This window comes from Arthrobacter sp. ok362 (assembly GCF_900102785.1).
In the GTDB taxonomy this organism is placed as follows: domain Bacteria; phylum Actinomycetota; class Actinomycetes; order Actinomycetales; family Micrococcaceae; genus Arthrobacter.
On the sequence record NZ_FNGC01000004.1, the window covers coordinates 230,653 to 254,765 of the forward strand.

19 protein-coding genes and 2 pseudogenes are annotated in these 24,113 nt (G+C 65.8%); 9 read left to right on the forward strand and 12 right to left on the reverse strand.

The features are described 5' to 3' along the window. Window positions 1–85: 85 nt before the first annotated feature. From BLQ10_RS07470 to BLQ10_RS22695, 3 genes and pseudogenes are all read left to right on the forward strand, one after another. Window positions 86–1,159 (forward strand): cytochrome bc1 complex Rieske iron-sulfur subunit, encoded by a 1,074-nt coding sequence (locus BLQ10_RS07470; protein WP_091560213.1) that lies wholly within the window; start codon window positions 86–88, stop codon window positions 1,157–1,159. After that, window positions 1,137–2,816 carry a cytochrome bc1 complex cytochrome b subunit gene (locus BLQ10_RS07475; RefSeq protein ID WP_091560214.1) on the forward strand — a complete coding sequence of 560 codons (1,680 nt, stop codon included), beginning with the start codon at window positions 1,137–1,139 and terminating at the stop codon, window positions 2,814–2,816. The genes BLQ10_RS07470 and BLQ10_RS07475 overlap by 23 nt, the downstream gene beginning before the upstream one ends. Before the next feature lie 310 nt (window positions 2,817–3,126). Further along, window positions 3,127–3,326, forward strand: a pseudogene (locus tag BLQ10_RS22695) (IS3 family transposase); the annotation flags it as partial. A gap of 91 nt (window positions 3,327–3,417) precedes the next feature. Here BLQ10_RS22695 and BLQ10_RS07480 read toward each other — a convergent pair. Then, window positions 3,418–4,362 carry an NAD(P)/FAD-dependent oxidoreductase gene (locus tag BLQ10_RS07480; protein ID WP_091560217.1) on the reverse strand — a complete coding sequence of 315 codons (945 nt, stop codon included), beginning with the start codon at window positions 4,360–4,362 and terminating at the stop codon, window positions 3,418–3,420. Window positions 4,363–4,456: 94 nt separating this feature from the next. Here BLQ10_RS07480 and BLQ10_RS07485 point away from each other — a divergent pair, with 94 nt between their 5' ends. After that, window positions 4,457–5,137, forward strand: a complete 681-nt coding sequence (locus BLQ10_RS07485) for a TetR/AcrR family transcriptional regulator (protein WP_091560220.1) — start codon at window positions 4,457–4,459, stop codon at window positions 5,135–5,137. A gap of 186 nt (window positions 5,138–5,323) precedes the next feature. On the opposite strand, the pseudogene BLQ10_RS22530 reads toward BLQ10_RS07485, so the two are convergent. Together BLQ10_RS22530 and BLQ10_RS07495 are read right to left on the reverse strand one after the other, a co-directional pair. After that, a pseudogene (locus BLQ10_RS22530) lies at window positions 5,324–6,181 on the reverse strand (IS3 family transposase); the annotation flags it as partial. Window positions 6,182–6,783: 602 nt separating this feature from the next. Then, window positions 6,784–7,575 carry a GntR family transcriptional regulator gene (locus BLQ10_RS07495; protein ID WP_091560223.1) on the reverse strand — a complete coding sequence of 264 codons (792 nt, stop codon included), beginning with the start codon at window positions 7,573–7,575 and terminating at the stop codon, window positions 6,784–6,786. A gap of 279 nt (window positions 7,576–7,854) precedes the next feature. Here BLQ10_RS07495 and BLQ10_RS07500 point away from each other — a divergent pair, with 279 nt between their 5' ends. After that, complete coding sequence (locus tag BLQ10_RS07500) at window positions 7,855–8,148, forward strand: HPr family phosphocarrier protein (RefSeq protein WP_091560225.1); 294 nt, start codon at window positions 7,855–7,857, stop codon at window positions 8,146–8,148. Window positions 8,149–8,298: 150 nt separating this feature from the next. Here the strand turns inward: BLQ10_RS07500 and BLQ10_RS07505 are convergent, their stop codons facing one another. The 5 genes from BLQ10_RS07505 to BLQ10_RS07525 all read right to left on the reverse strand — a co-directional run bounded on the left by BLQ10_RS07505 (window position 8,299) and on the right by BLQ10_RS07525 (window position 13,461). Further along, complete coding sequence (locus BLQ10_RS07505; protein WP_091560227.1) at window positions 8,299–8,700, reverse strand: cytochrome c oxidase subunit 4; 402 nt, start codon at window positions 8,698–8,700, stop codon at window positions 8,299–8,301. Beyond that, window positions 8,697–10,418, reverse strand: coding sequence for an aa3-type cytochrome oxidase subunit I (ctaD, locus tag BLQ10_RS07510; RefSeq protein ID WP_091560230.1), 1,722 nt, complete (start codon window positions 10,416–10,418; stop codon window positions 8,697–8,699). Before ctaD ends, BLQ10_RS07505 begins: the two co-directional genes overlap by 4 nt. 10 nt (window positions 10,419–10,428) lie before the next feature. Next, on the reverse strand, window positions 10,429–11,301 hold the full coding sequence (coxB, locus tag BLQ10_RS07515; protein ID WP_091560232.1) for an aa3-type cytochrome oxidase subunit II: 873 nt from the start codon (window positions 11,299–11,301) through the stop codon (window positions 10,429–10,431). Between the two features lie 207 nt (window positions 11,302–11,508). Beyond that, complete coding sequence (locus BLQ10_RS07520) at window positions 11,509–11,898, reverse strand: HesB/IscA family protein (protein WP_091560234.1); 390 nt, start codon at window positions 11,896–11,898, stop codon at window positions 11,509–11,511. A gap of 168 nt (window positions 11,899–12,066) precedes the next feature. Then, window positions 12,067–13,461, reverse strand: a complete 1,395-nt coding sequence (locus tag BLQ10_RS07525) for a dipeptidase (RefSeq protein ID WP_091560236.1) — start codon at window positions 13,459–13,461, stop codon at window positions 12,067–12,069. A gap of 149 nt (window positions 13,462–13,610) precedes the next feature. Here BLQ10_RS07525 and BLQ10_RS07530 point away from each other — a divergent pair, with 149 nt between their 5' ends. After that, window positions 13,611–14,210 carry a DUF3043 domain-containing protein gene (locus BLQ10_RS07530; RefSeq protein WP_091560238.1) on the forward strand — a complete coding sequence of 200 codons (600 nt, stop codon included), beginning with the start codon at window positions 13,611–13,613 and terminating at the stop codon, window positions 14,208–14,210. A 102-nt stretch (window positions 14,211–14,312) separates the two neighbouring features. Here the strand turns inward: BLQ10_RS07530 and BLQ10_RS07535 are convergent, their stop codons facing one another. After that, entirely contained in the window at window positions 14,313–15,386 is a 1,074-nt protein-coding gene (locus BLQ10_RS07535; protein WP_091560240.1) for a quinone-dependent dihydroorotate dehydrogenase, read from the reverse strand. A 152-nt stretch (window positions 15,387–15,538) separates the two neighbouring features. Between BLQ10_RS07535 and BLQ10_RS07540 the strand changes: the two genes are divergently transcribed. Beyond that, a complete protein-coding gene (locus BLQ10_RS07540; protein ID WP_091560242.1) occupies window positions 15,539–17,233 on the forward strand; it encodes an FAD-binding dehydrogenase in 1,695 nt (564 codons plus the stop codon). Window positions 17,234–17,268: 35 nt separating this feature from the next. Next, window positions 17,269–18,240 (forward strand): alpha/beta hydrolase, encoded by a 972-nt coding sequence (locus BLQ10_RS07545; protein WP_091560245.1) that lies wholly within the window; start codon window positions 17,269–17,271, stop codon window positions 18,238–18,240. A gap of 84 nt (window positions 18,241–18,324) precedes the next feature. Here BLQ10_RS07545 and BLQ10_RS07550 read toward each other — a convergent pair whose 3' ends face one another. The 3 genes from BLQ10_RS07550 to leuA form a co-directional block, all read right to left on the reverse strand. After that, on the reverse strand, window positions 18,325–19,176 hold the full coding sequence (locus BLQ10_RS07550) for an isoprenyl transferase (RefSeq protein WP_091560246.1): 852 nt from the start codon (window positions 19,174–19,176) through the stop codon (window positions 18,325–18,327). Window positions 19,177–19,196: 20 nt separating this feature from the next. After that, window positions 19,197–19,949: a DNA repair protein RecO gene (gene recO, locus BLQ10_RS07555; protein WP_091560456.1), complete on the reverse strand. Its 753-nt coding sequence runs from the start codon at window positions 19,947–19,949 to the stop codon at window positions 19,197–19,199. A gap of 175 nt (window positions 19,950–20,124) precedes the next feature. Beyond that, window positions 20,125–21,864: a 2-isopropylmalate synthase gene (leuA, locus tag BLQ10_RS07560; protein ID WP_091560249.1), complete on the reverse strand. Its 1,740-nt coding sequence runs from the start codon at window positions 21,862–21,864 to the stop codon at window positions 20,125–20,127. 253 nt (window positions 21,865–22,117) lie between these two features. On the opposite strand from leuA, the gene BLQ10_RS07565 reads away from it, so the two are divergent. Continuing rightward, window positions 22,118–24,070, forward strand: coding sequence for a M13 family metallopeptidase (locus BLQ10_RS07565; protein ID WP_091560251.1), 1,953 nt, complete (start codon window positions 22,118–22,120; stop codon window positions 24,068–24,070). Window positions 24,071–24,113 lie beyond the last annotated feature (43 nt).

The following is a 24,113-nucleotide window of genomic DNA, read 5'->3' on the forward strand; positions in this document are numbered from 1 at the left end:
TGTAAGAATTTTCTGCTGACCCGTCAGCATTTGAATTGAAACCTAACTCGGCAGATGCCGAGACGAGAGAAGGATGAGGCGAATTATGGGCAACCATAGTGACGGCAGTCCGAACAACTCGGGCACCGTAGCTACGGCTGGTCAGAATGAGGTGGAGAAGTTCCAGGATCCTGGAATTCCCCCGCACCGTTTGCGCCTGGCTGACACGGACCCGAGGGCCGCAAAGAAAGCAGAACGGCAGGTAGCCCTTCTGTTTGGCACCTCGGTCGTTGGCACCCTGATATTCCTGGTGTCGTACTTCGCGATCGATCTGGGGAATGATTCCTCGGTCGCCACGATCCGTCTCCAGAATGCCCTGCTGGGCATCGGCACCGCGTTCGCGATGCTGGGAATCGGCACCGGCATCGTCCACTGGGCCAAGGCCCTCATGCCGGACCACGAGGTCTCGGAAGAGCGCCACGCGATCCGCACCGAGGAAGACCGCCAGGCTGCCGTCCGGATCGTTGATGACATCGTGGAAGAAACCGGCATCAAGCGCCGGCCGCTGATCCGCAACACCCTGCTCGGCGCTGTCGCACTCGCACCCCTGCCGGCATTGGCCATCTTCGGTGACCTTGGCCCCCGGCCGGACTTCACGCTGTCCCACACGCTGTGGGCGCCGGCCCCGGACGGCAAACTGAAGCGCCTTGCCCGCGACCCCGATGGCACCCCCATCAAGGCCGCGGACGTCACCATCGGCTCCGCTTTCCACGTCATCCCGGAAGGGCTGAACGAGCTGAGTGAAGGCAAGCTCAACGAGAAGGCCAAGTCTGTTGTCCTGCTCATGCGCCTGGACCCGGACGAGCTCCACCCTTCCCCGGAACGCGCCGATTGGGCGTACAACGGCATCGTCGCGTACTCCAAGATCTGCACCCACGTTGGCTGCCCTGTTGCCCTGTACGAGCAGCAGACCCACCACCTGCTGTGCCCCTGCCACCAGTCAACCTTCGACCTGACGCAGCAATGCAAGGTTATCTTCGGCCCGGCCAGCCGCCCCCTCCCCCAGCTGCCTATCGCAGTTGACTCCGAGGGCTACCTGGTCGCCACGAGCGACTTCCATGAACCTGTTGGACCGACTTACTGGGAGCGTGAGCAGCATGTCCTCAACAACAACGCCTGATGCCCCCGCCTTCGTCGCCAAGACTTCGGGCGGCCGCATCACGGACTTCGTCGACCAGCGTGTCGGCGGCTCCGGAATCCTCCGTGAATTCGGCCGGAAGGTCTTCCCGGACCACTGGTCGTTCATGTTCGGCGAAGTGGCGCTCTACTCCTTCGTCATCCTGCTGCTCTCGGGCACGTTTCTGACCTTCTTCTTCGATCCGTCCATGGCGGAAACGCACTACTCGGGCTCTTACACGCCGCTGAAGAATGTTGAAATGTCCGTGGCGTACAGCTCGTCCCTGGACATCTCCTTCGATGTCCGCGGCGGGATGTTCATGCGCCAGGTGCACCACTGGTCAGCGCTCCTTTTCGTCGCCTCCGTGTCCGTGCACATGCTCCGCGTGTTCTTCACCGGCGCGTTCCGCAAGCCCCGCGAGCTGAACTGGGTGGTGGGCAGCGTCCTGCTCATCCTGTCCATGGCTGCAGGCTTCACCGGCTACTCGCTCCCCGATGACCTGCTCTCCGGCAACGGCCTGCGCATCATCGACGGCGTCATCAAGTCCATCCCGGTCATCGGCACGTACACCTCGTTCTTCCTGTTCGGCGGCGAGTTCCCGGGCACCATGATCATCAGCCGCCTGTACATGCTGCACATCCTCCTGGTTCCCGCGCTCATCCTGCTGATGATCGTGATGCACCTCTTCATGGTGGTCGTGCACAAGCACACGCAGTACCCCGGCCCCGGCCGCAACGACGGCAACGTCGTCGGCTACCCCTTGGGTCCGGTTTACGCGGCCAAGGCCGGCGGCTTCTTCTTCATCGTGTTCGGCGTCGTTGCCCTCATGGCGGCATTCTTCACCATCAACCCGATCTGGAACTACGGCCCGTACGACCCCTCTCCGGTTTCGGCAGGCACGCAGCCTGACTGGTACATCGGCTTTGTTGACGGCGCCCTGCGCCTGATGCCGGGCACGATCGGGGACTGGAAAGTCGAACAGATCTGGTTCGGCCACATGTTCACATTCAACGTCCTGCTTCCGGCACTTGTCCCGGCGGGAATCCTCTTCACGGTCATGTTCACCTACCCGTGGATCGAACGCTGGATCACCAAGGACAACCGCGAGCACCACGTCCTGGATCGTCCCCGCAATGCGCCGACCCGTACGGCAATCGGCATGGCCGGCTTCGTTTGGTACAGCGTGATGTGGGCAGCCGCCGGCTCGGACCTCATCGCCACCCACTTCCACGTGGCGCTGAACGATGTGACCTACTGGCTGCGCGCTTTGTTCTTCATTGGCCCGATCATCGCGTTCTTCGTCACGAAGCGCGTCGCCCTGGCACTTCAGCGCAAGGACCGCGAGATTGCCCTGCACGGCCGTGAAACCGGCCGCATCGTGCGCCTGCCGCACGGCGAGTTCATCGAGGTCCACGCCCCGCTGGACGAATACAAGCGCTACAAGCTGGTCGGCTTCGAGTCACCGGTCCCGCTGCCCGCGGTGCCGAACGAGCACGGCGTCGTTGACCGTAAGGAAAAGCGCCGCGCCAAGCTGTCCCGCTGGTTCTTCGAGGACCGGGTTGCCCCGGCCACTCCGGCAGAACTGGAGGCCGCTCACGGCCACCACGGCGCCCACGAGGCCGTCGAAGCGGCAGCGTCTGAGAAGACGCTGAGCCACTAGGCAGCACCAAGCAATGCACAGGAAGGCCCGGTCCCCTTGAACTGGTCCCCGAAAGTTGGACTCTCAAATTTGTGAGGTCTCCACTTTAGCGGCCAGCGACCGGCTCTTCTGAGAAGGCTCCGTCCCCACTTGGGACGGGGCCTTCTTCGCGTGGCAGTATGCCCGTGATCAACAGGTGCTGTCGGCGGGCATGTTGGCTGGCATATGTCTCTCTAGGTGGTGCGCTTGACGGCTCGACGGTACAACCACACGGGATTGCCGAAGCGGCGACCAGGTCCCGACCAAATACCGCGGCGTTACTGGCGGTGTCCGAGCAGTCGCCCAGGCCGAGATTGACGGCGGCGAGACGCCCGGGGTCACGATCGAGGAGAACGAGGAGATCCGCCGGCTGCGGGCGGAGAACCGTCGGCTGCGTGAGGACGTGGCGATCCTGAAGGCGGCCACAACTTTCTTCGTCGGGGAGCTCGACCCCCGCAACGGCTGATCGTCGCCTTCATCGACGAGCAGCGTTGTCGTGCGCTGTGCGGGGTCGCCTGTGCTCAGGTCGACACCGTCCGCACCGGGTTGCTCCGCGTCCGGAAGGACGAAGGCCATCCGACGTTCAGTTGGCTGGTACTGGCTCTGTGTGGCCGTTGAGAGCCTTCTCGACGTCGGCGGCGACCAGATAGTTGTTGAGCGCGATGGCGGCGGCGGACCCGGCGGCCGCGGCGTTGATCAGCTGGGCGGTGTGGTCCACGACGTTGCCGGGCGCCCACACGCCGTCGATGCTGGTACGACCGGTGCGATCGGTGGCGACCCAGCCCTCATCATTTACTTCGCAGCCCAGGGCGGTCAGCAGCTCGTCGGACGGTACGAAGCGTGGGCCGACGAACAGCGCCGTGCGTCCGACCATCGGACCCTCGGCGAGCTCGACACCGCGGACGCCGGTCTCGTCGGACACGATCCGCGTCACTTCGCCATCGACGATCCGCACGCCGCGAGCGACCAACCGCTCCCGCTCGTGGGCCTCCAGATCGATCCGGTGGGGAAAGAACACCACATCGTCGGACCACTGCCGGATCAGCTGCGCCTGGCGCAGGCTGAACGAACGGTCCTCTCCACCGATCACTCCGAGCGCGCTGTCCCGTACCTCGTAGCCGTGGCAGTACGGGCAAAATTGCACATCCTGGCCCCACCGCTGGCGCAGGCCCGGGATCTCGGGGAGCTCATCGCGAAGCCCCGTGGCTACCACCACCGCGCGTGCGCCCAGCCGCCCGCCCCCGGCCAGGCGCACGGCGAACCGCGCCCCGTCGAGGCGGTCGATGCCGACCGCTCGGCCCGCCAGTAGCTCTCCGCCGTAGCTGGCGACCTCTCGCCGGGCCGTGGACAGCAGCTCGGCCGGGTCCATACCGTCGCGGGACAAGAAGCCGTGCAGGTGGGTAGCCGGGGCGTTGCGCGGTTCGCCGGCATCGACGAGCACCACCCGCCGTCGGGACCGCCCCAACATCATCGCCGCGGACAACCCAGCCACCCCGCCACCGACCACAACCACGTCGTACTCCGCCATAACACTCACCCTTCCGGACCATCAGATAAAACCTCTAGAGGAAAGTTCTAGCACAGATCCCGAGGATTGTTCTACCCCGGGGTAGGATGGACCAATGACCAGGACCCCCACTCCCAGCACGGGCCACCGGGCCAGGCCCGGCTCGCGCCGCGAGGACATCGCGGCCGCCGCGATCGAGCTGTTCCTCGAACGGGGTGTCGCGGCGACCCGGGTGGACGACATCCTGGCCGCGGCCGGCGGCGTGAGCGTGGGCAGCTTCTACCACCACTTCCGCGACAAGCTCAGCCTGGCCGCCACGGTCTATCTGGAACACCTGCAGCGCTTCCAGCGCGACCTGCTCGTCGAGCTTGACCGCCACGCTCGCACCGAGGACGCCGTCCGCGGGGTGGTGGTGGCCTACCTACGGTGGGCCGGGGCTGATCCGCGGGCTATGGGCTACCTGCATCAGTGCCGCGAGCCCAACGTCGTCGAGATCTCCGAAGGCGAAGAAGCCCGGCTCAAGCAAGGCTTTTACGATCGGCTCGCCGGCTGGCTCGGCGAACGCGCCGCGACCGGGGAGCTACGAGCGCTGCCGCACGAGCACAGCCTTGCGCTATGGCTCGGGCCCGCCGAACAGCTCGTTCGGGCCGCCATCGAACCCTCCGGGCATTCCACCGAACTGGAGCCAGACGCTCTGGCCGCACACCTCGCCCACGCCGAACGAGTCCTCGCCGACGCCGCTTGGGAAGCCCTTCGACGCCCCGCCCCGGGCGACAGTGCCGACCAAGCGCGCTAGTAGCGGCCAGCGGCGGCGCGGCAGCAGCCACAATCCCCGCCGATCTGGGACGAGGACGAGGACAGCGGCCCGTTGGCGCAGATGATCCCCTGGCCGGGTCAATGGTGCCTGCCCCCGGAAGACAAGAGCCAGGTGGCTATCTAGCTTCGAAACAGCCCTCGAGAAGCTCTGCGGCTAACTAGACGCCTAAGCCGCGAGCATCTGAGCACGGTACTGGATCGGGCACAGGCCATTTAGCTTTGTGGAGATTCTCTCGGCGTTATACCAGTGGATGTATTCGTGCAGCGCTGCTGCAAGTGCCTCCGTGCTGAGGAATTGGACACGGTGGAAGAGCTCTTCCTTGAGGTGTCCAAAGAAGTTCTCCATGACGGCGTTGTCGTAGCAGTTGGCTTTGCGGGACATCGATTGGACCGCGCCGGCGTCCGCCAAGAGTGTGCGCCAGGAGTTGTGCTGATATTGGAATCCCTGGTCGGAGTGCACGAGGGGTTTCTGCCCCTTTTTCAGCGTGCCCAAGGCTCCGCGCAGGGAGGCATTGGCCAGTTCCAGATTGGGTGACGTCCCAATCGTGTAGGAGATGATCTGCCGGTCAAAAAGGTCCATGATCGGTGAGAGGTAGAGCTTCCGGTCACCGACGCTGAATTCGGTAACATCGGTCACCCACTTCTGACTTGGGGCGTCCGCTTGGAACTGGCGTTTCAGCAGGTTCGGGGCCACGATGCCTTGTTCGCCTTGGTAGGAGTTGTACCGCTTCCTGCTTCGGATCTTGCAGACCAGCCGCAAGGAACGCATCAGCTTCAGCACGGTCTTTTTGGCGACTGTCCATCCTTGTTTGAGGAGTTGGATGTGGATCCTGCGGTGCCCGTACCGGCCGTGGTTCTTGGTGAAAATCTCTGTAATAGCGGCCTTCAGGGAGGCCCTCGGATCGGGGCCTTGGAGGCGGGACTGGTGGTAGAAGAACGTGGACCGGGGTAACCCCGCTACGTCCAGAAGAACTTCCAACCGGTGTTCAGCCTTGAGAGCGATGACAGCGCGGACCTTTAGCGCTGTTCCTCGTCCCTCAAGGCGTTTACTTTTCCCAGGAAGGCCACCTCTGCGCGAAGGCGTTCGTTCTCTCGGCGCAGTCGCTCTACCTCAGGCTCAGGGTTCCTTGCTGTCCCGGGATTCGTCTTCGGACGGCCTTTCGGCTTGGGGCGCAGCCCGTCCTCGCCTTCGGTCCGGTACTGTCGCGCCTACTTCTCGAGCAACAGTGGAGAAGACAGCCCAAGTTCTTTCGCCAAGGCGACTTTGGGCTCACCCGCGCGGTATCGCTGCACAGCATCAAGTTTGAACTCAAACGAGAAGACCGGTCGTGTTGGCTTCGCCACCAGCGTCGTACCTCCGCGTATCCGCCATCGACCATACAAACGCTTGATGGCACCTCTACCTACTCCGAGTCGGGTCGCGACCGCCCAAGCACCCCAACCCGTTTCAAACAACGCTACCGCGGCCTCGCGCTGCTCCTCGGACAACGAACTTCTTCCATGCATAAAACTGCTCCCCGAAAGTCAGAACTGATTTCTCAGTCCAACTTTCGGGGAGCGGTTCACCTTGGGGACCGGGCCTTCCTCTGTTTCTGCTGTCACGCGAACAACAGCGTTGTGTGGTGGCTACGGGCGGTACCCCGAGGCGTAGTTGCGGGTGGGCCGGACGCCGGGGCGCTGCAGGGGCACCCAGAGCTTGTAGCGGTCAGCCCGGTAGTAGGACACCGAGTAGTCCACCATGGCGCGGGCCACAAATGCGTGGCGCTGGATCTTCAGCAGCGGAGTTCCGACCTCGACATTCAGGAGCCGGGCCGTGGACGGCGATGCGGCCGTCGCCTCGATCATGTCCTCGCCCCATTCCATCACCAGCCCGTAGCGTTCGCTCAGCACGTTGTAGAGGGATGTGGGCGGCTCGCCGTCCAGCAAGCCGGGGACCCGGTGGGCCGGAATGAAGTTCTCGTCCACGCTCATGGGCTCGCTGTCGGCCAGCAGGAGGCGCCGGAACCGGACCAGGGGCGTCCCCTCCTCCAGCTGCAGCTCACGGGCCAGGAAGGCGCTGGCGCTAATTTGCTCAAAGCTCAGGACCTTGGCGGCCGGGACCATGCCGCGGCGCTGCATCTCTTCGCTGTAGGAGGTGAGTTTTACTTGGAGATCCAGTTTGGGTTTGCGCACAAACGTGCCCAGCCCCACGACGCGCTCAATGACTTCCTCGCCCACGAGGGCATCGATGGCCTGGCGGACGGTCATCCGGGCCAGGCCGAAGCGCTGGGCGAGGTCGCGCTCAGACGGCAACGCGGATCCCGGCGGGCAGGCGGCACCGATGTGCGCCCGCAGGATTTCCCGCAGCTGCACGTAGATCGGCACCCCGCTCTGGCGGTCAATCTCGCCGATCATCTTGGACGCATTAGAGGACGCCATGGGTCAGCCTCCATTTGGGGCCGGCGCGGGAAATACACTCATAGCTCAAGGGTAAGCCAGTAACCCGGCAGGTCTAGACCACGGGGCCGACTCAAGTCGTGCGGGCCCCTCCCCCGCGGCTACCCTTGAAGTTACAGACCGGAGCGGAGCAATGGAGCCCGCCCAGTCTGATGGAACGCCAGTCTGATGCAGCGCCAGTCCGTACGGAACGCCTGTCGTGTGGGACAGCCCGTCCACTGGCACCACTAAGAGAACCAACACCAGCATGAGGGAGTCCCGTTGCCAGTTCGCAAGGCAATCGTCACGGCCGCCACCGGCCTCCACGCCCGTCCGGCGGCAGTTTTTGTCCGGGCCGTCACGGCCACCGGCCTCGCGGTGACCATCAGCAAGGACGGCAGGCCCGGCGTCGACGCCCGCTCGCTGCTGGAGGTCATGACCGAGGACTTCGAGTGTGGCTGCGAGGTAGAGTTGGCCGTCGCGGCGGAGGACCTCCCGGCCTTCTGCAGCCTCGTTGAGGCCGAGAGTGCGCTCGAGGAACTCCGGGTCCTCCTGGAGTCGGCAGCCGCTGCCTGAGGCCCTCAGGGCCGGCCTGCAGGCCCGCGTCGCAATCATTCCAGACGTGCGAAGGCGCGCCGCACCAGGTCCGAAGGCACAAACGAAGCCGGGCCCCACCGTTGGTGGGGCCCGCCGTCGTGCAATTTGAATTTTTAGTCCGGGTGGACGCTAGTGCGCGTGGTCACCGCGGCTGTATTCGTAAACCCAGCCGACCAGGGCGACCATTGCCATTCCGCCGGCGATGAAGACGATCCACCAGCCCACGGCCAGGCCGAGGAACCCGGTAGCGCAGGACATGCCCAGCATCAGCGGCCACCAGCTCCAGGGGCTGAAGTGTCCCTGTTCGCCGGCGCCTTCGTGAATTTCAGCGTCGTTGCGGTCCTCGGGACGCATGCCCACGCGCCGGCCGGTGAAGCCGAGGTAAGCGCCGATCATCCCGGCCAGGCCGCCGACCAGCAGGACGGCGAGCGTGCCCACCCATTCACTCCAGTGAGTCAGGTAGCCGTAGATGAATGCCACCGGCACGAAGAAGAAGACGCCGAGGCCAAAGATCCTTGATTCGATTTTCACTTGGCGGTGTCCTTCTGGTCGGCGTTACCGAGAGCCGCTGCTGCCGGAGCAGGCGAATCCGCGGTGTAGGACTGGGAGAGCTCCGGGTGGTGCAGGTCCAGGGCGGGACGCTCGGAGCGGATGCGGGGCAGGGACGTGAAGTTGTGACGCGGCGGCGGGCAGGACGTGGCCCACTCGAGCGATGCACCGAAGCCCCACGGGTCATCAACTTCCACACGCTCGTTGCTGCGCCAGGTGATGTAGACGTTCCAGAAGAACGGAATCAGCGAGGCGCCGAGGAGGTATGAGGAGATGGTGGAGAACTGGTTCATCCACGTGAAGTTATCCTGCGGCATGTAGTCGGCGTAACGGCGCGGCATACCCTCGACACCCAGCCAGTGCTGGATCAGGAAAGTGCCGTGGAAGCCGAGGAACAGCATCCAGAAGTGGATCTTGCCGAGGCGCTCGTTGAGCATCTTGCCGGTCCACTTGGGCCACCAGAAGTAGAAGCCGGCGAACATGGCGAACACGACAGTACCGAACACCACGTAGTGGAAGTGCGCCACCACGAAGTAGGAGTCCGAGACGTGGAAGTCCAGCGGCGGCGAGGCCAGGATGATGCCGGTGAGGCCACCGAAGAGGAACGTCGCCAGGAAGCCGATGCTCCACAGCATGGGGGTCTCAAAGGTGATGGAACCGCGCCACATGGTGCCGATCCAGTTGAAGAACTTCACACCGGTCGGAACCGCGATGAGCATCGTCATGAAGGAGAAGAACGGCAGCAGCACAGAGCCGGTGACGTACATGTGGTGTGCCCACACGGTCACAGACAGCGCGGCGATGGAGATTGTCGCGTAGACCAGGCCCTTGTAGCCGAAGATCGGCTTGCGGCTGAAGACCGGGAAAATCTCGGAGACGATGCCGAAGAACGGCAGCGCGATGATGTAGACCTCAGGGTGGCCGAAGAACCAGAAGAGGTGCTGCCAGAGGACGGCACCGCCGTTCTCGGGATCGAAAATGTGCGCACCAAAGCGGCGGTCGGCACCAAGGGCAAACAGCGCGGCGGCCAGCGGCGGGAAGGCCATCAGGACCAGGATGGACGTCACGAGGGCGTTCCAGGTGAAGATCGGCATCCGCCACATGGTCATGCCCGGGGCGCGCATGCAGATGATGGTGGTGATGAAGTTGACCGCGCCAAGGATGGTGCCGAAACCGGAGAGCGCCAGGCCGAAGACCCAGAGGTCACCGCCCACGCCGGGGCTGAACGTCGTGTTGGACAGCGGCGCGTAGGCAAACCAGCCGAACGACGCGGCACCCTGCGGGGTGATGAAGCCGGACACGGCAATGGTGGAGCCGAAGAGGAAGAACCAGAAGGCCAGTGCGTTCAGTCGCGGGAACGCGACGTCGGGAGCACCGATCTGCAGCGGCATGATGACGTTGGTGAAGCCGGCGAACAGCGGCGTCGCGAACATCAGGAGCATCACGGTGCCGTGCATGGTGAACAGCTGGTTGTACTGCTCCTTGGTCTGCAGGATCTGCATGCCGGGCTCGAAGAGCTCGGCACGGATCAGCAGCGCCATGATGCCGCCAAAGCAGAAGAAGATGAACGACGCGATCAGGTACATGTACCCGATCGTTTTGTGGTCGGTCGAAGTGATCCAGTTGACGACGATGCGTCCCTTGGACCTCGGTACAACGGGAGCCTCGAGGGTCCCGGCGGATTGAGTGTAAGTTGCCACGTCGCTCCCCTTACTTGGTTTCGGCCGGGGCCGGGTTGCGGTCGTACTCTTCACCGAGCAGGCCGGTGTTCCCGTCCTGGCGCAGCTTGTTCATGTGCGCCTGGAACTCCGACTCGGAGACAACCTTCACGCGGAACAGCATTTCGGAGTGGTACTCGCCACAAAGTTCGGCGCACTTGCCGTCGTAGGTGCCCTCCCTGGTGGGGGTCAACCGGATGTAGTTGGTCTTGCCGGGAATCATGTCCCGTTTCTGCAGGAAGGCAGGCACCCAGAAGGAGTGGATGACGTCGCGTGCGTTGAGCTCAAGGTCGACCGACTTGTTGACCGGCAGGTACAGGGTGGGCAGCTTGTCCTTGTCCACATCGTTACCGGTCAGGTGCGCCTGGACGCCTGCTTCGTGGACGTCCTCGGTGACGACGTCGCCCTTCTTGTAGTTGAAGTCCCATGCCCACTGCTTGCCGCGGACGTCGACGACGACGTCGGCCGGCTTGGAGCGGTCATCGATCTGCGCCGTGTCGCGGTCGGTGAAGTAGAAGAACACCAGGACCATGAACAGCGGGATCGTCAGGTAGAACACTTCAAGCGGAAGGTTGAAGCTGCTCTGGCGGGGGAAGCCCACGGTGCCCTTGCGGCGGCGGTAGGCGACGATGCACCAGATCATCAGGCCCCAGGTGATGATGCCGACGACGAGCGCGGCAATCCATGAGTTGACCCAGAGGTCCATGATGAGGCCAGTGTGATTGGTGGTGCCACGATCAGTGGGCAACCAGCCCTTCTCTACCTCTGGTGAACATCCAGTCAAAGCCAACGCGCCGGCGAGTGCCAAGCCAGTGATCGTAGTGATCTGTTTGCGTCGGCTGCCGGTTCGGTTCTGCGAACTCACAGACGGCCCTTCCTACTTGTTGCTGTTGCCCCGCGAATTACGGGCAGGGCAAACGAAAAGTTTTACTACTCGGTGTAGAGCTTACCGCTCCCCGGGAGTTTTCGCCCACATGTCCGCACCGTGCGTCGGGACCTTTTTGCCGGTGCCGCTCGTTGAGGATCCTGCGGCACTGAGGCCGGGCAAAATGCCCGGCCTCAGTGGAAGGAATTAGTGGAATGAATCTCCGCAGGCGCAGGACCCGCCGGCGTTCGGATTGTCGATCGTGAAGCCCTGCTTGGCGATGGTGTCCTCGAAATCGATGCTGGCACCGCTGAGGTAAGGAACACTCATCTTGTCGACGACGACTTCCACGCCGTCGTAGTCGCGCACCGCGTCCCCGTCGAGCAGCCGCTCGTCGAAGTAGAGCTGGTAGATCAGGCCGGAGCAACCGCCGGGCTGCACGGCAACGCGGAGGCGCAGATCGGTGCGGCCTTCCTGCTCCAGGAGGCTGCGGACCTTGCCGGCCGCGACGTCGGTCAGCTTGACCTCGTGCGTGGCCAGCTCGCCGGCCTGGGCGGCAGTGGCGTCGGCGCTGTTTTCATTGGTTGTAGTGCTCATGGCCTACCTTCTTGCAACGGTGGTGGCGGCTCCGCTAGCACGGTGCCCGCCCCTACTTAAACGGTATGGGCTATAGCTACATGCTACTTCGCGCAGCCTTCTAGCTCTAACTTCTGACGTAACCGTGTGTGACGGCTGGATGTTCCCCGGGTCCCGAGGGGCGGGCGGCTAGAGCGCACCTTCGCTGTTAAGGCGCGCGAGCAGCAGGGCCTCGGCGACGATCGCGTTCCGGAAGTCGCCCAGGTGCAGCGATTCGTTGGCGCTGTGGGCGCGGGAATCGGGATCCTCAACGCCGGTGACCAGGATCTGCACGTCCGGGTAGAGCTCGGTCAGGTCCGCGATGAACGGAATGGACCCGCCGATCCCCATTTCAACGGCGGGCACCCCCCACGCCTCGCCCAGGGCCCACATGGCCACCGACGCGGCCTTCGAGCTGGTGTCCGTCAGGAAAGAGTTGCCGCTCTCCCCCGGCGTGAACACCACCTGCGCGCCGAACGGCGCGTTGTCCTCGACGTGCCTACGGACAGCATCCATGGCGGCTGCGGGGTCCTGCCCGGGGGCCAGGCGCAGGCTGAACTTGGCCCGTGCCCGCGGCAGCAGCGTGTTGGAGGCTACGTCCACGGCCGGGGCGTCAAAACCGATGATGGACAGGGCCGGCTTGGTCCACATGCGCGAGGCAATGCTCCCGGTCCCGGCGAGCTTCACACCCTCGAGCACGGAGGCGTCGGCGCGGTACTCCTCCTCGGTGAGGTCGACCACCACGTCGTCCCGGCTCACCAGGCCCTTGATCGCGACGCTGCCCTCGTCATCGTGGAGGGTCGCGATCAGGCGGGCAAGCAGGGTCGGCGCGTCGAGCACCGGGCCGCCGAACATGCCCGAATGCACCGCGTGGTCCAGGACCTTGACTTCGATGGTGCCGTCCACCAGGCCGCGCAGGCTGGTGGTCAGGGCCGGAATGCCCACCTTCCAGTTGCTGGAGTCGGCCACGACGATCACGTCGGAGCGGAGAAGCTCGCGGTGGGTCTCGAGGAACGACCGGAACGTTGGCGAGCCGGCCTCCTCTTCGCCCTCGAAGAAGAACGTCACGCCCAGGCCCAGCTCGTCCCCGAGCACCCGCGTCACGGCCGAGTAGGCGGCGATGTGGGCAAGGATGCCGGCCTTGTCATCAGCGGCACCGCGGCCGAAGAGCCGCCCGTCGCGTTCGACGGCGGTGAAGGGCTCGGTTTCCCACAGCGCCAGGTCGCCGGTGGGCTGGACGTCGTGGTGGGCGTACAGCAGGACTGTCGGCTTGCCCTCCGCGGCCGGGCGGCGCGCGACGACGGCAGGCCCGCCGGGCGTCCCGTCCTCCTTGTCGCAGCGGAGGATCCGGACGTCGTCGAAACCGCTGGCCCGCACGAGGGCGGCCACGGCGTCGGCGCTGCGGTTCAGCGGGGCAGGATCAAAGCTTGGCCAGGCGATGCCCGGGATGGCAACGAGGTCCGTCAGCTGGCCGATCGTTTCGTCGAACGATTCGGCCACGGCCTGGCGGATGGCCTCGGCGTCGATGGTGCCGTCATGGTCCATGGTGGTCAGCGGGTTCCCCGCGGTTGATGAAGTCATGGCCAAAACACTACCCGTGCGCTGGATCACGCTAAACCTTAAACACTGTCATCGCCGGGCCAACGCCGTGTGGGCTGGGTCTCGGACCCGTGTCTGCGGGGTATTCTTTAGGGGTGTTTGGACGTAAAAAGGAAGCGCCATCGGCGCAGGACATAGTTGACCAGCAAGCAGCCGAGGCAGCAGCCCGGGGCGCCGTGACAGGCAAGGGCGCACCCACGCCCAAGCGCAGCGCCCAGGTGGCGGCCCGCAAGCGGCCCCTCGTTCCGGAGGACCGCAAGGCTTCCAAGGCTGCCGAGCGCGCCGCCGTCACGGAGCAGCGGCTCAAGATGCGGCAGGCCATGGACAGCGGTGACGAGAAGTTCCTGCCCATCCGCGACAAGGGTCCGCAGAAGCGTTTCGCCCGTGATTACGTCGATGCACGCTTCAGTCTGGGCGAGTACCTCATGTTCGGTGCCCTGTTGTTCGTCATCATCTCGCTGCTGGTGCCAGCCTCCAGCGGGCAGATGGTCTACGTTCTGGGCGCCTTCTGGGTCATGTTCCTCGCGGTCTTCGTGGACGTCTTCATCCTCTCCCGCAAGCTCAAGAAGCGCCTTGGCGAGAAGTTCGGCGAGGTCGAGCGCGGCACCGTTTGGTACGGCTCCATGCGTTCCCTTCAGTTCCGCCGCCTGCGCCTGCCCAAGCCCCAGGTCAACCGCGGCGAGTTCCCCGCCTGACATTCCCTCCTAGCCTTCTAAAACCGAGAAGCCCCCGGCAGTCATCTGCCGGGGGCTTCTCGCTTGCAACGAACTGTCCGGGGCATGCTCGCCCCGTGATGCCTAGCGACGGCTCGGGTGCATGGCCAGCAGCCGGTTGATGCGGGCGGCCCAGAAGGGGCCCTCGTAGAGGAAAGCCGTGTAGCCCTGGACGAGGGTGGCGCCGGCGTCCAGCCGTTCCTGCACATCCTGCGCTGTTTCGACACCGCCCACCGAGACGAGGGTCAGCGCTCCGCCCGTCACGGACTTGAGCCGGGCCAGGACCTCCAGCGACCGTTGCTTCAGGGGCGCCCCGGAAAGACCTCCGGCCCCACACGCTTCAACCTTGTCCGGGCTGGAGACGAGCCCGGCGCGGGCAATTGTGGTGTTGGTGGCGATAATGCCGTCCAGCTTAAGGTCCAGTGCCAGCCGCGCGACGTCGTCGACGTCCTCATCGCTGAGGTCGGGCGCGATCTTGACCAGAAGGGGAACGTGGCGGCCCGCGGCCTTGTCCGCCTCCTCGCCCACTGCGGCCAGCAGCGGGCGCAGCGTCTCCACGTCCTGCAGCAGCCGGAGGCCGGGCGTGTTGGGCGAGCTGACGTTCACCACGAGATAATCGGCCGCGGGTGCCAGGCTGCGCGCACTGATGAGGTAATCAGACACCGCATCCTCAAGTCCAACCACCTTGCTCTTGCCGATGTTCACCCCGATCACGGGCCGCACGCCGGGCCGGTGGCGCTGCAGGGCGGCGCGGGCGGACTTCAGCCGCGGGGCTACCGCCGCGGCGCCGTCGTTATTGAACCCCATGCGGTTGATGACGGCCCTGTCTTCCACGAGGCGGAACAGCCGCGGCGCCGGGTTCCCGGGCTGGGCCTGACCGGTGATGGTGCCGACTTCCACATGGCCGAAGCCGAGCTCGGTCAGCGCCTCGATGCCGTGGCCCTCCTTGTCGAAACCGGCCGCTAGTCCGAACGGTGAGGGGAAGGTCAGGCCGAACGCCTGGGTCTGCAGGGACGGCGCCGGGTCGGTGAACTTCTGCAGCAGCCGCCCGGCACCGCAGGTGTGGGCGAGCCGGATGGCCTTGAATCCGATCTTATGGGCGCGTTCGGCGTCCATCCATGAGAAGGCCAGCCGGAAGAATGTGGGATATACGCGCATGCCCCTAGTTTTCCGGTTCGGGCCGCGCAGACCAAACCAGCACTCGGCCGGAGGCCGGTTGTGACAGCCGGTTGTGACAGCCGGTTGTGACTGCGGCGCCCCGCGCCCTGGGCCGTCGGCCGAAGAGCGCCGGGGCGAGTTAGCATGAAGCCATGACCAGCAATGATGGTGTCGGAACGGGTGGCCGCGGGGCGCCGGGGCGCGGGATCGAGGCCGATGTCGTGGTGGTCGGGGCGGGCCTGGCCGGGCTTGTCGCGGCGGCCCAGGCCTATGCCGCCGGCCGGCGGGTGGCGGTGCTCGATCAGGAACCGGAGGCCTCCGTCGGCGGCCAGGCGCACTGGTCCTTCGGCGGGCTGTTCCTGGTCAACTCCCCGGAACAGCGGCGGCTCGGGGTGCGGGACAGCGAAGAGCTGGCCCTCGCCGACTGGCATGCGTCCGCGGGATTCGATAGGCCGGAGGACGCGCTGGCGAAGGAGTGGGCGGCGGCGTACGTGAACTTCGCCGCCGGGGAGAAGCGTGCCTGGCTCGCATCGCTGGGCGTCCGGCTCTTTCCCTTGGTGCAGTGGGCCGAACGCGGCGGCTACGGCCCGGACGGCCACGGCAACACTGTCCCGCGCTTCCATGTCGCGTGGGGCACGGGACCTGCCCTGGTGGCGCCCTTCCTTGCCAAACTGCGCGAGGGCGAAGCCGCCGGGCGCGTGTCCTTCCACTTCCGCCACCGCGCCACTGAGCTTGTGAAGACCGCGGGCCGGGTGAGCGGCGTGCGCGGCGAACTACTCGAGGCCAGCAGTGCGGAGCGCGGCGAAAGTTCTGCAAGGCGCCCGGCCGGCAGTTTCGAGGCCACGGCCGCCGCCGTGGTGGTGACAAGCGGCGGAATCGGCGGCAACCACGATTCGGTCCGCAGGCAGTGGCCCGGTGGCGTGGCGCCGGAGCAGATGTTGAGCGGCGTGCCCGCTTCCGTGGACGGGGACTTCTTGCCGGCGGTGGGACGGGCCGGCGGTAGCCTCATCAACGGCGACCGGATGTGGCATTACCCGGAGGGCATCCACAACCATGCCCCGGTCTGGCCGCTGCACGGCATCCGGATCCTGCCCGGGCCGTCGGCCCTGTGGCTGGACGCGACGGGACGGACGCTCCCCCCTCCCCTGTTTCCCGGCTTCGATTCCCTCGGCGCCCTCCGCCACATCCTGGCCACGGGGCATGCCCATTCATGGTTCGTTCTCAACAGGAGAATCGCCCTGAAGGAGTTCGCACTGTCCGGGTCTGAGCAGAACCCGGATCTCACGGGCAAGGATGTGCGCCTGCTGGCCACCAGGCTGAAGCCCGGCAGCGACACGCCGCTGCAGCGGTTCGTGGACCACGGAGTCGACTTCCTGCAGGCGGAGAACCCCGCCGCTCTGGCCGGCCAAATGAACGATTTGACGGGCGGGCACCTCATTGACCCCGCGGCCCTGGAGCAGCTGGTCCGCGACCGGGACCGGCAGTTTTCCAGCGGGATGGGCAAGGATCCGCAGCTGGCGGCTATTCGGGCCGCGCGCCGTTTCGCCACCGACAAGATCATGCGGGTGGCGCCACCGCACCGGCTGCTGGATCCGCGCCACGGTCCACTGCTTGCCGTCCGGCTCTCGGTCCTGACGCGCAAGAGCCTCGGCGGCCTGCACACGGATCTGCAGTCGCGGGTCCTGGACGTCACCGGGGCGCCCGTACCCGGGCTGTTCGCCGCCGGTGAAGCCGCAGGGTTTGGCGGCGGCGGAATTCACGGCTACCGGGCACTCGAGGGGACGTTCCTGGGCGGGTGTCTCTTCTCCGGACGTGCGGCGGGCCGCGCCGCGGCGTCCGCAGCATAGTCAGGAGCGCAGGCAACAGCGCAGGAGGAAAGTCGATGCAGTGGCGGACCGACATACTGGGGGATGATTTCCAGGCGTGCGCCTTCGAGGCGGCTGGCCCTGACGGTGTGCTGCGCACTGCCACCCTGGTCCGCCATACCCCGCTCGCGCCGGCACAATCCACGCTGCCGGCCCGGGCCGTGCTGTTCCTGCACGGCTGGAGTGACTACTTCTTCAACGAGGAACTCGCGGAATTCTGGGCCCGGCAGGGATGTGAGTTTTTCGCCCTCGACATGCACAACCACGGCCGCAGCCTGCGCCCTGGCACGCACGGCGGCTACGTCGCGGACTTGGACAACTACGACGCCGAAATCACCGCAGCGATCGGCATTATCGGCTCGCTCCGGCCGCCCGGCGCGGCGCCGCAGTTGATACTCATGGGCCACTCCACCGGCGGCCTGATCGCGGCTTTGTGGGCCGACCGGCATCCGCGGGTGGCATCGCAGCTGGTCCTGGACAGCCCGTGGCTGGAGGTCCACGGCAGCCCCGCACTGCGCCGGGCCGCGCGGACCATGGTGGAGCCGTTCGCCCGGTTCTGGCCAGAGTCGGTGATCCGGCTGCCCGAGCGTGCCTTCTACTGGCGCAGCATCAGCAGCGCCGCGGAGGGCGAATGGGCCCTGGACGATGCCTACCGTCCGCCGCATGCCTTTCCGGTCCGCGCCGGCTGGCTCAGCGCCGTGCTGAGCGGGCAGTCCAAGGTGGCGCGCGGCCTGAACATCGATGTGCCAATCCTGGTGCTGATTTCGGGCGCCAGCGCCAACGGGATGTTCTGGAAGGAGTCCATGCGCCGCACCGATGCGGTCCTGGACGTGAATACGATCGCCCTCCGCGCACTGAGCCTGGGCCGGACCGTCACGCTGGAGCGGATTGACGGCGCCCTGCATGACGTCTTCCTCTCCGCGCCGCGGGTCCGCGCAGACGCCTATTCCCGGCTGTCCCGGTGGCTCAGGGCGTACGTGTTCGATTGACGCGAACCACGACGGCGGTGGTGCCCCGCCTCCGGTACGCAGAGGCCGGTCTCACGCAGGCAGGGTTCCGGTCCTGCAAGCCGGTCAGGTGCCCTGGTTGCCTGCCACGGGGGCGGCGTCCACCGCGCCTCCGTAGCGGCGGTCCCGCTGGGCATAGATCTCGACGGCGTCCCACAGCGTCCGGCGGTCCACGTCCGGCCACAGGGTATCCATGAACACGAACTCGGCGTACGCCGACTGCCACAGCATGAAATTGGACAGCCGCTGCTCGCCGGAGCTGCGCAGGAACAGGTCAACGTCGGGCAGGTCCGGTTCATCCAGGAACTTCTGGATGGTCCGTTCGGTGATGGCGCCCGGCTTGAGCCGGCCCTGCGCCACTTCCTCCGCGATCGCGCCGACGGCGTCGGCGATCTCGGCGCGTCCGCCATAGTTGACACACATGTTCAAGGTGCAGGTGCTGTTTCCGCGGGTGTAGTCCTCAGCCTCTTCGAGTTCGCGGATCACCGAGCCCCAGAGTTTCGGACGCCTCCCGGACCAGCGGATGCGGACCCCCCAGTCATCGAGCTGGTTCCGTTGACGGCGCAGCACGTCCTTGTTGAAGCCCATCAGGAAGCGCACCTCTTCCGGGGACCGCCGCCAGTTCTCGGTGGAGAAGGCGTACACGCTGACGTGCTCGACTCCCAGCTCGATCGCGCCGGCCATGACGTCCAGCAGGGCGGGCTCCCCCGCCTTGTGGCCCTCGATCCTCGGCAGGCCGCGCTGGTTCGCCCAGCGCCCGTTACCGTCCATGACGATCGCTACATGCCTCGGAATGAACTCCGCGGGAATCGCGGGCGGAACAGCGCCGGACGGATGCGGATAGGGAGCCACCACCGGGGTGGTCCGCCGCCGGACGGTGGCCTGCTTCCCCTGGCTCTTCTCCAGGTTTCTTCCCAAGCTTCTTCCCAATGCCACTTTTACGTTCGCTCCACATGTTTGAGGGATTTCAGGACTCGCTCCAGGTGCCACTGAAGGTAGCTGGCCACCAGGCCGGCCGCTTCCCGGCGGTGAACCGACTCGGAGGCATCCGCCGTCGTCCAGTTCCCGGTGAGCAGGGCACCAAGCAGGAGCACGGTTTCCGCGGCCGGCGCCGGGGATCCCGGCGGCCGGCACTCGGCGCAGACCATGCCGCCCAGCGGCGCGGAAAAGGCAGTGTGCGGCCCGAGCGCACCGCACCGGGCGCAGTCGGTAAAGCTGGGCGCCCAGCCGCCGGTCGCGAGGGCGCGGAGCAGGTAGGAATCCAGGATGAGTTCAGAGGCGTGGTCGCCCCGGCTCAGGGACGCGAGTGCACCAACCAGCAAATTGTACTGGGCGGTTCCGGCTTCGCCGTCAACGTCCGTGAGCTTCTCCGCTGTCTCGGTCATGGCGGCCGCAACCGTGTAGCGGCCATAGTCCGCCGCGATGTTCCCACCGTAGGCGCCCTTGGCCACGGCCTGCGTGACGACGTCCAGGGTGCGCCCGGAAATTAGCTGGAGATCGGCCACCATGAACGGCTCCAGCCGGGCGCCGAATCGGCTGCTGGTCCGGCGGACGCCCTTCGCCACCGCACGCACCTGGCCGTGGTGCTTTGTCAGCAGGGTGATGATTCGGTCGGCCTCGCCCAGCTTATGGGTGCGCAGTACGACGGCGTCATCACGGTAGGCGCGCGCTGCGAAGGATTGTTGGGCCACAGTCAATCTTCGCACTGTCCTTGCGGAATCACGGCATGGGCAGCACCTCCGAGGTAAAACGCCGCGGCAGAACACTGCGCCGCCGGAGTGTTCCGGCGGCGCAGTGTGCGTCGGGTCAACCGTGTCTGCCGTGCCGGCGCATGCCGTGCCGGCGCATGCCGTGCCGGCGGACGAATCAGGCGCGGGCGTCCCGGATAGCGCGGTTCACGGCCGAGATGACGGCCTTGAGGGCGGACGTGCTGGTGTTGGCGTCGATCCCCACGCCCCAGAGCACGCGCTCCCCCACGGCGCATTCGACGTACGCGGCAGCCAGGGCGCTGCCGCCCTCGGAGAGCGCGTGTTCGCTGTAGTCCAGGACCCGGACGTCCACGCCGTCCTCGCGCAGGATGCTCAGCAGGGCCGCGATAGGGCCGTTGCCGGTCCCGGTCCGGCGGACCTGGTTTCCGTCGACCTTCAGGGCGGCTGTCAGGGTCATGGCGCCGTCCTCGTCAGTCTCGGTGCTGATCGAGCCGAGGGCGTAACGGCCCCACTGCGTGTCGGCCGAACCCGAGGGCAGGTATTCGTCCTGGAAGACCTGCCACAGCTGAGGTCCACTGACTTCTCCGCCAACCGTGTCGGTCCGTTTCTGTATGACGCCGGAGAACTCGATCTGGGCCCGACGGGGCAGGTCCAGGCTGTGTTCGTTCTTGAGCAGGTACGCGACACCGCCCTTGCCGGACTGTGAGTTGACCCGGATGACCGCCTCGTAGCTGCGGCCAAGGTCCTTCGGGTCGACCGGCAGGTACGGGACCTGCCAGGTGTAGTCGGCCACGTCCTTGCCGGCAACGGCGGCGTCCTTTTCGAGGGCCTCCAGGCCCTTCTTGATCGCGTCCTGGTGCGAGCCGGAGAACGCTGTGAAGACGAGGTCTCCGCCGTACGGGGACCGCTCGGCCACCGGCAGCTGGTTGCAGTACTCCACCGTGCGGCGGATTTCGTCGATGTCGGAGAAATCGATCATCGGATCGATGCCCTGGACGAACATGTTCAAACCCAGGGTCACCAGGTCGACGTTTCCGGTCCGCTCGCCGTTGCCGAAGAGGCAGCCCTCGATCCGGTCTGCGCCCGCCAGGTAGCCGAGCTCGGCGGCGGCGACGCCGGTGCCGCGGTCGTTGTGCGGGTGCAGGGAGAGGATGATGCCTTCCCGAGGGTGCAGGTTCCGGCTCATCCACTCGATCGAGTCGGCGTAGACATTGGGGGTGGCCATTTCCACTGTGGCGGGCAGGTTGATGATGACCTGCCGGTCCGCCGAGGCCTCGAAGACGTCGGCGATCGCGTTGCAGACGCGGATGGCGTACTCCAGCTCGGTTCCGGTGAAGGACTCGGGCGAGTATTCGTAAGTGATGTGCGTATCGACGAGGGTCTCCTCGTACTTCTTGCACAGCCGGGCGCCCTGCAGGGCGATGTCCAGGATGCCGTCTTCGTCCTGGTTGAAGACCACGCGGCGCTGCAGGACGGACGTGGAGTTGTAGAGATGGACGATCGCCTGTTTCGCGCCGACCAGGGACTCATAGGTCCGCTCGATCAGGTGTTCACGGGCCTGGGTCAGCACCTGGATCGTGACGTCGTCGGGGATGTGGTTGCCCTCGATCAGCTGCCGGACGAAGTCGAAGTCCGTCTGCGATGCCGAGGGGAAGCCGACCTCGATCTCCTTGTAGCCCATCCGGACCAGCAGCTCGAACATTTTCAGCTTGCGGGCCGGGCTCATGGGATCGATGAGGGCCTGGTTGCCGTCGCGCAGGTCCACGGCGCACCAACGCGGGGCCTTGGTGATGACTTTGTCGGGCCAGGTGCGGTCCGGCAGTTCAACGGTGATCTGGTCCTGGAACGGGATGTAACGGTGGACCGGCATTCCTGAGGGCTTCTGTGCGTTTCGCATTACAATCGGGGCCTTTTCTGTGATTCTTGGTGAAAGGGTGGCCGGGCAACACAAACTCCGCAGCGAGGGTGGGCCTTGCGCTAGATCGCGTCTGAGGCCTCGCCGCGGCAGCTAAGAAGAAGCAGTTCTGCGCGCACAATTTCACAGTAACACGGGTGCGTAAGATGAAGGAGCCAGACCACCGTAACGTCCACCATGCAGACCGTGCGCCGACAAACGTTCAGGTGCCGGACTGCCTCTCAAAGGAGCATCCGTGCCACTTTCGGGGATCGACCTGTCCACCATCGACGCCGGCGTCCGTCCGCAGGATGACCTGTACCAGCACGTGAACGGCGGCTGGCTCAACAGCACGGTCATTCCGGACGACCGGCCGCTGGAGGGCACGTTTACCGCGTTGCGCGACGCTTCGGAGCTCGCTGTGAAGGAAATTATCGCGCGGGCCGCCGCGCGTGGTGCAGAGGCTACGGGCATCGAGCGGAAGATCGGGGACCTGTACAACAGCTTCATGGACGAAGCGGCGGTGGAAGCCAAGGGCCTGGAACCGCTCCGGGCGCGGCTGGCGGAGGTGTTTGCCACGACGTCGGTGCCCGCACTCGTGGCGCTGGCCGGACGACTCTTCCGCGCCGATGTCTCGGGGCTTTTCTATATCTACCCCGCCCCGGACGCCGGAAACCCGGACCGGGTGCTGCTCTACACCGGCCAAGGGGGCCTCGGCCTCCCGGATGAATCGTATTACCGGGAAGAGAAGTTCGCCCCGATGGTCCAGGCATACCGGGAGCACGTTCAGGCCATGCTGGGCCTCGCGGATGTGGCGGACGCGGAGGGCGCGGCCGGCCGCGTAGTGGCGCTGGAAACTTCACTGGCCTCGCACCACTGGGACAACGTGACGTTGCGGAATCCGCAAAAGACGTACAACCTGAAGTCCGCCGGGGAGGCCGCGGAGCTCTTCCCGCTGCTGGCCGACTGGTTCGACGCCGCCGGCATCGAGCGGGAGAAGCGCGCCGAGATCGTGATGAGCACCCCCGATTTCTTCTCCGGTGCGGCCTCACTGCTGGCGAGCGAACCGCTGGCCGCCTGGCAGGAATGGCTCGCCATGCGCGTCGTCAGCGCGGCCGCCCCGTACCTGTCCTCTGCGTTCGTGGATGCAAACTTCGACTTCTATGGCACCACCCTGAGCGGTACGCCGCGGATCAAGGACCGCTGGAAGCGCGGCGTCGCGGTGGTCGAGGCGGGCCTCGGTGAGGCGGTCGGCCAGATCTACGTGGCCGAACATTTCCCGGAAGGCAACAAGGCCCGCATGCAGACCCTTGTCGCCAACCTCATCGCGGCGTACCGGGACTCCATCACGGGACTGGACTGGATGGGCGAGGCAACCAAGCTCGAAGCGCTCAAGAAGCTGGACTCCTTCCGCGCCAAGATCGGCTACCCGGACAAGTGGATCGACTACTCCGCGGTCCAGGTCGATCCCGCCGATCTGCTCGGGAACGTGGAGCGCGCGCACAGCGCCGACGTCGACCGCCACCTTGACGAAGTCGGCAAGCCCGTGGACCGCGAAAAGTGGCTCATGACCCCGCAGACGGTCAACGCCTACTACCACCCGCTGCTCAACGAGGTCGTGTTCCCCGCCGCCATCCTGCAGCCTCCGTTCTTCACCGCCGACGCCGACGACGCCGTCAACTACGGCGGCATCGGCGCCGTGATCGGCCACGAAATCGGCCACGGCTTCGATGACCAGGGCTCGCAGTACGACGGCAACGGCCTGCTGCGCAACTGGTGGACCGAGGAAGACCGCACCGCCTTCGAGGCCCTGACCTCGAGGCTGGTGGCACAGTTCGACGCCCTCTCCCCCACGGCCGCCCCCGGCCACTACGTCAACGGCAAGCTCACCCTCGGTGAGAACATCGGGGACCTCGGCGGCCTCACGATCGCCTACAAGGCCTACCTGATCAGCCTCGACGGGCAGGAACCCCCGGTGCTCGACGGGATGACCGGGGTCCAGCGGTTCTTCGCATCCTGGGCCGCAGGGTGGCGGCAGGTCATCCGGAAGGAAGAAGCCATCCGCCGGCTGGCGACGGACCCGCATTCCCCCAACGAGTTCCGTACGAACGCCATCGCCAAGAACCTCGATGCGTTCCATGAAGCGTTCGGCGTCACCGATCAGGACGGCATGTGGATGGCACCCCAGGAGCGCGTCAGCATCTGGTGAGGCCTTCGGGCTGTCGCACCGGCGGCGACTGACGCCTGCGGTA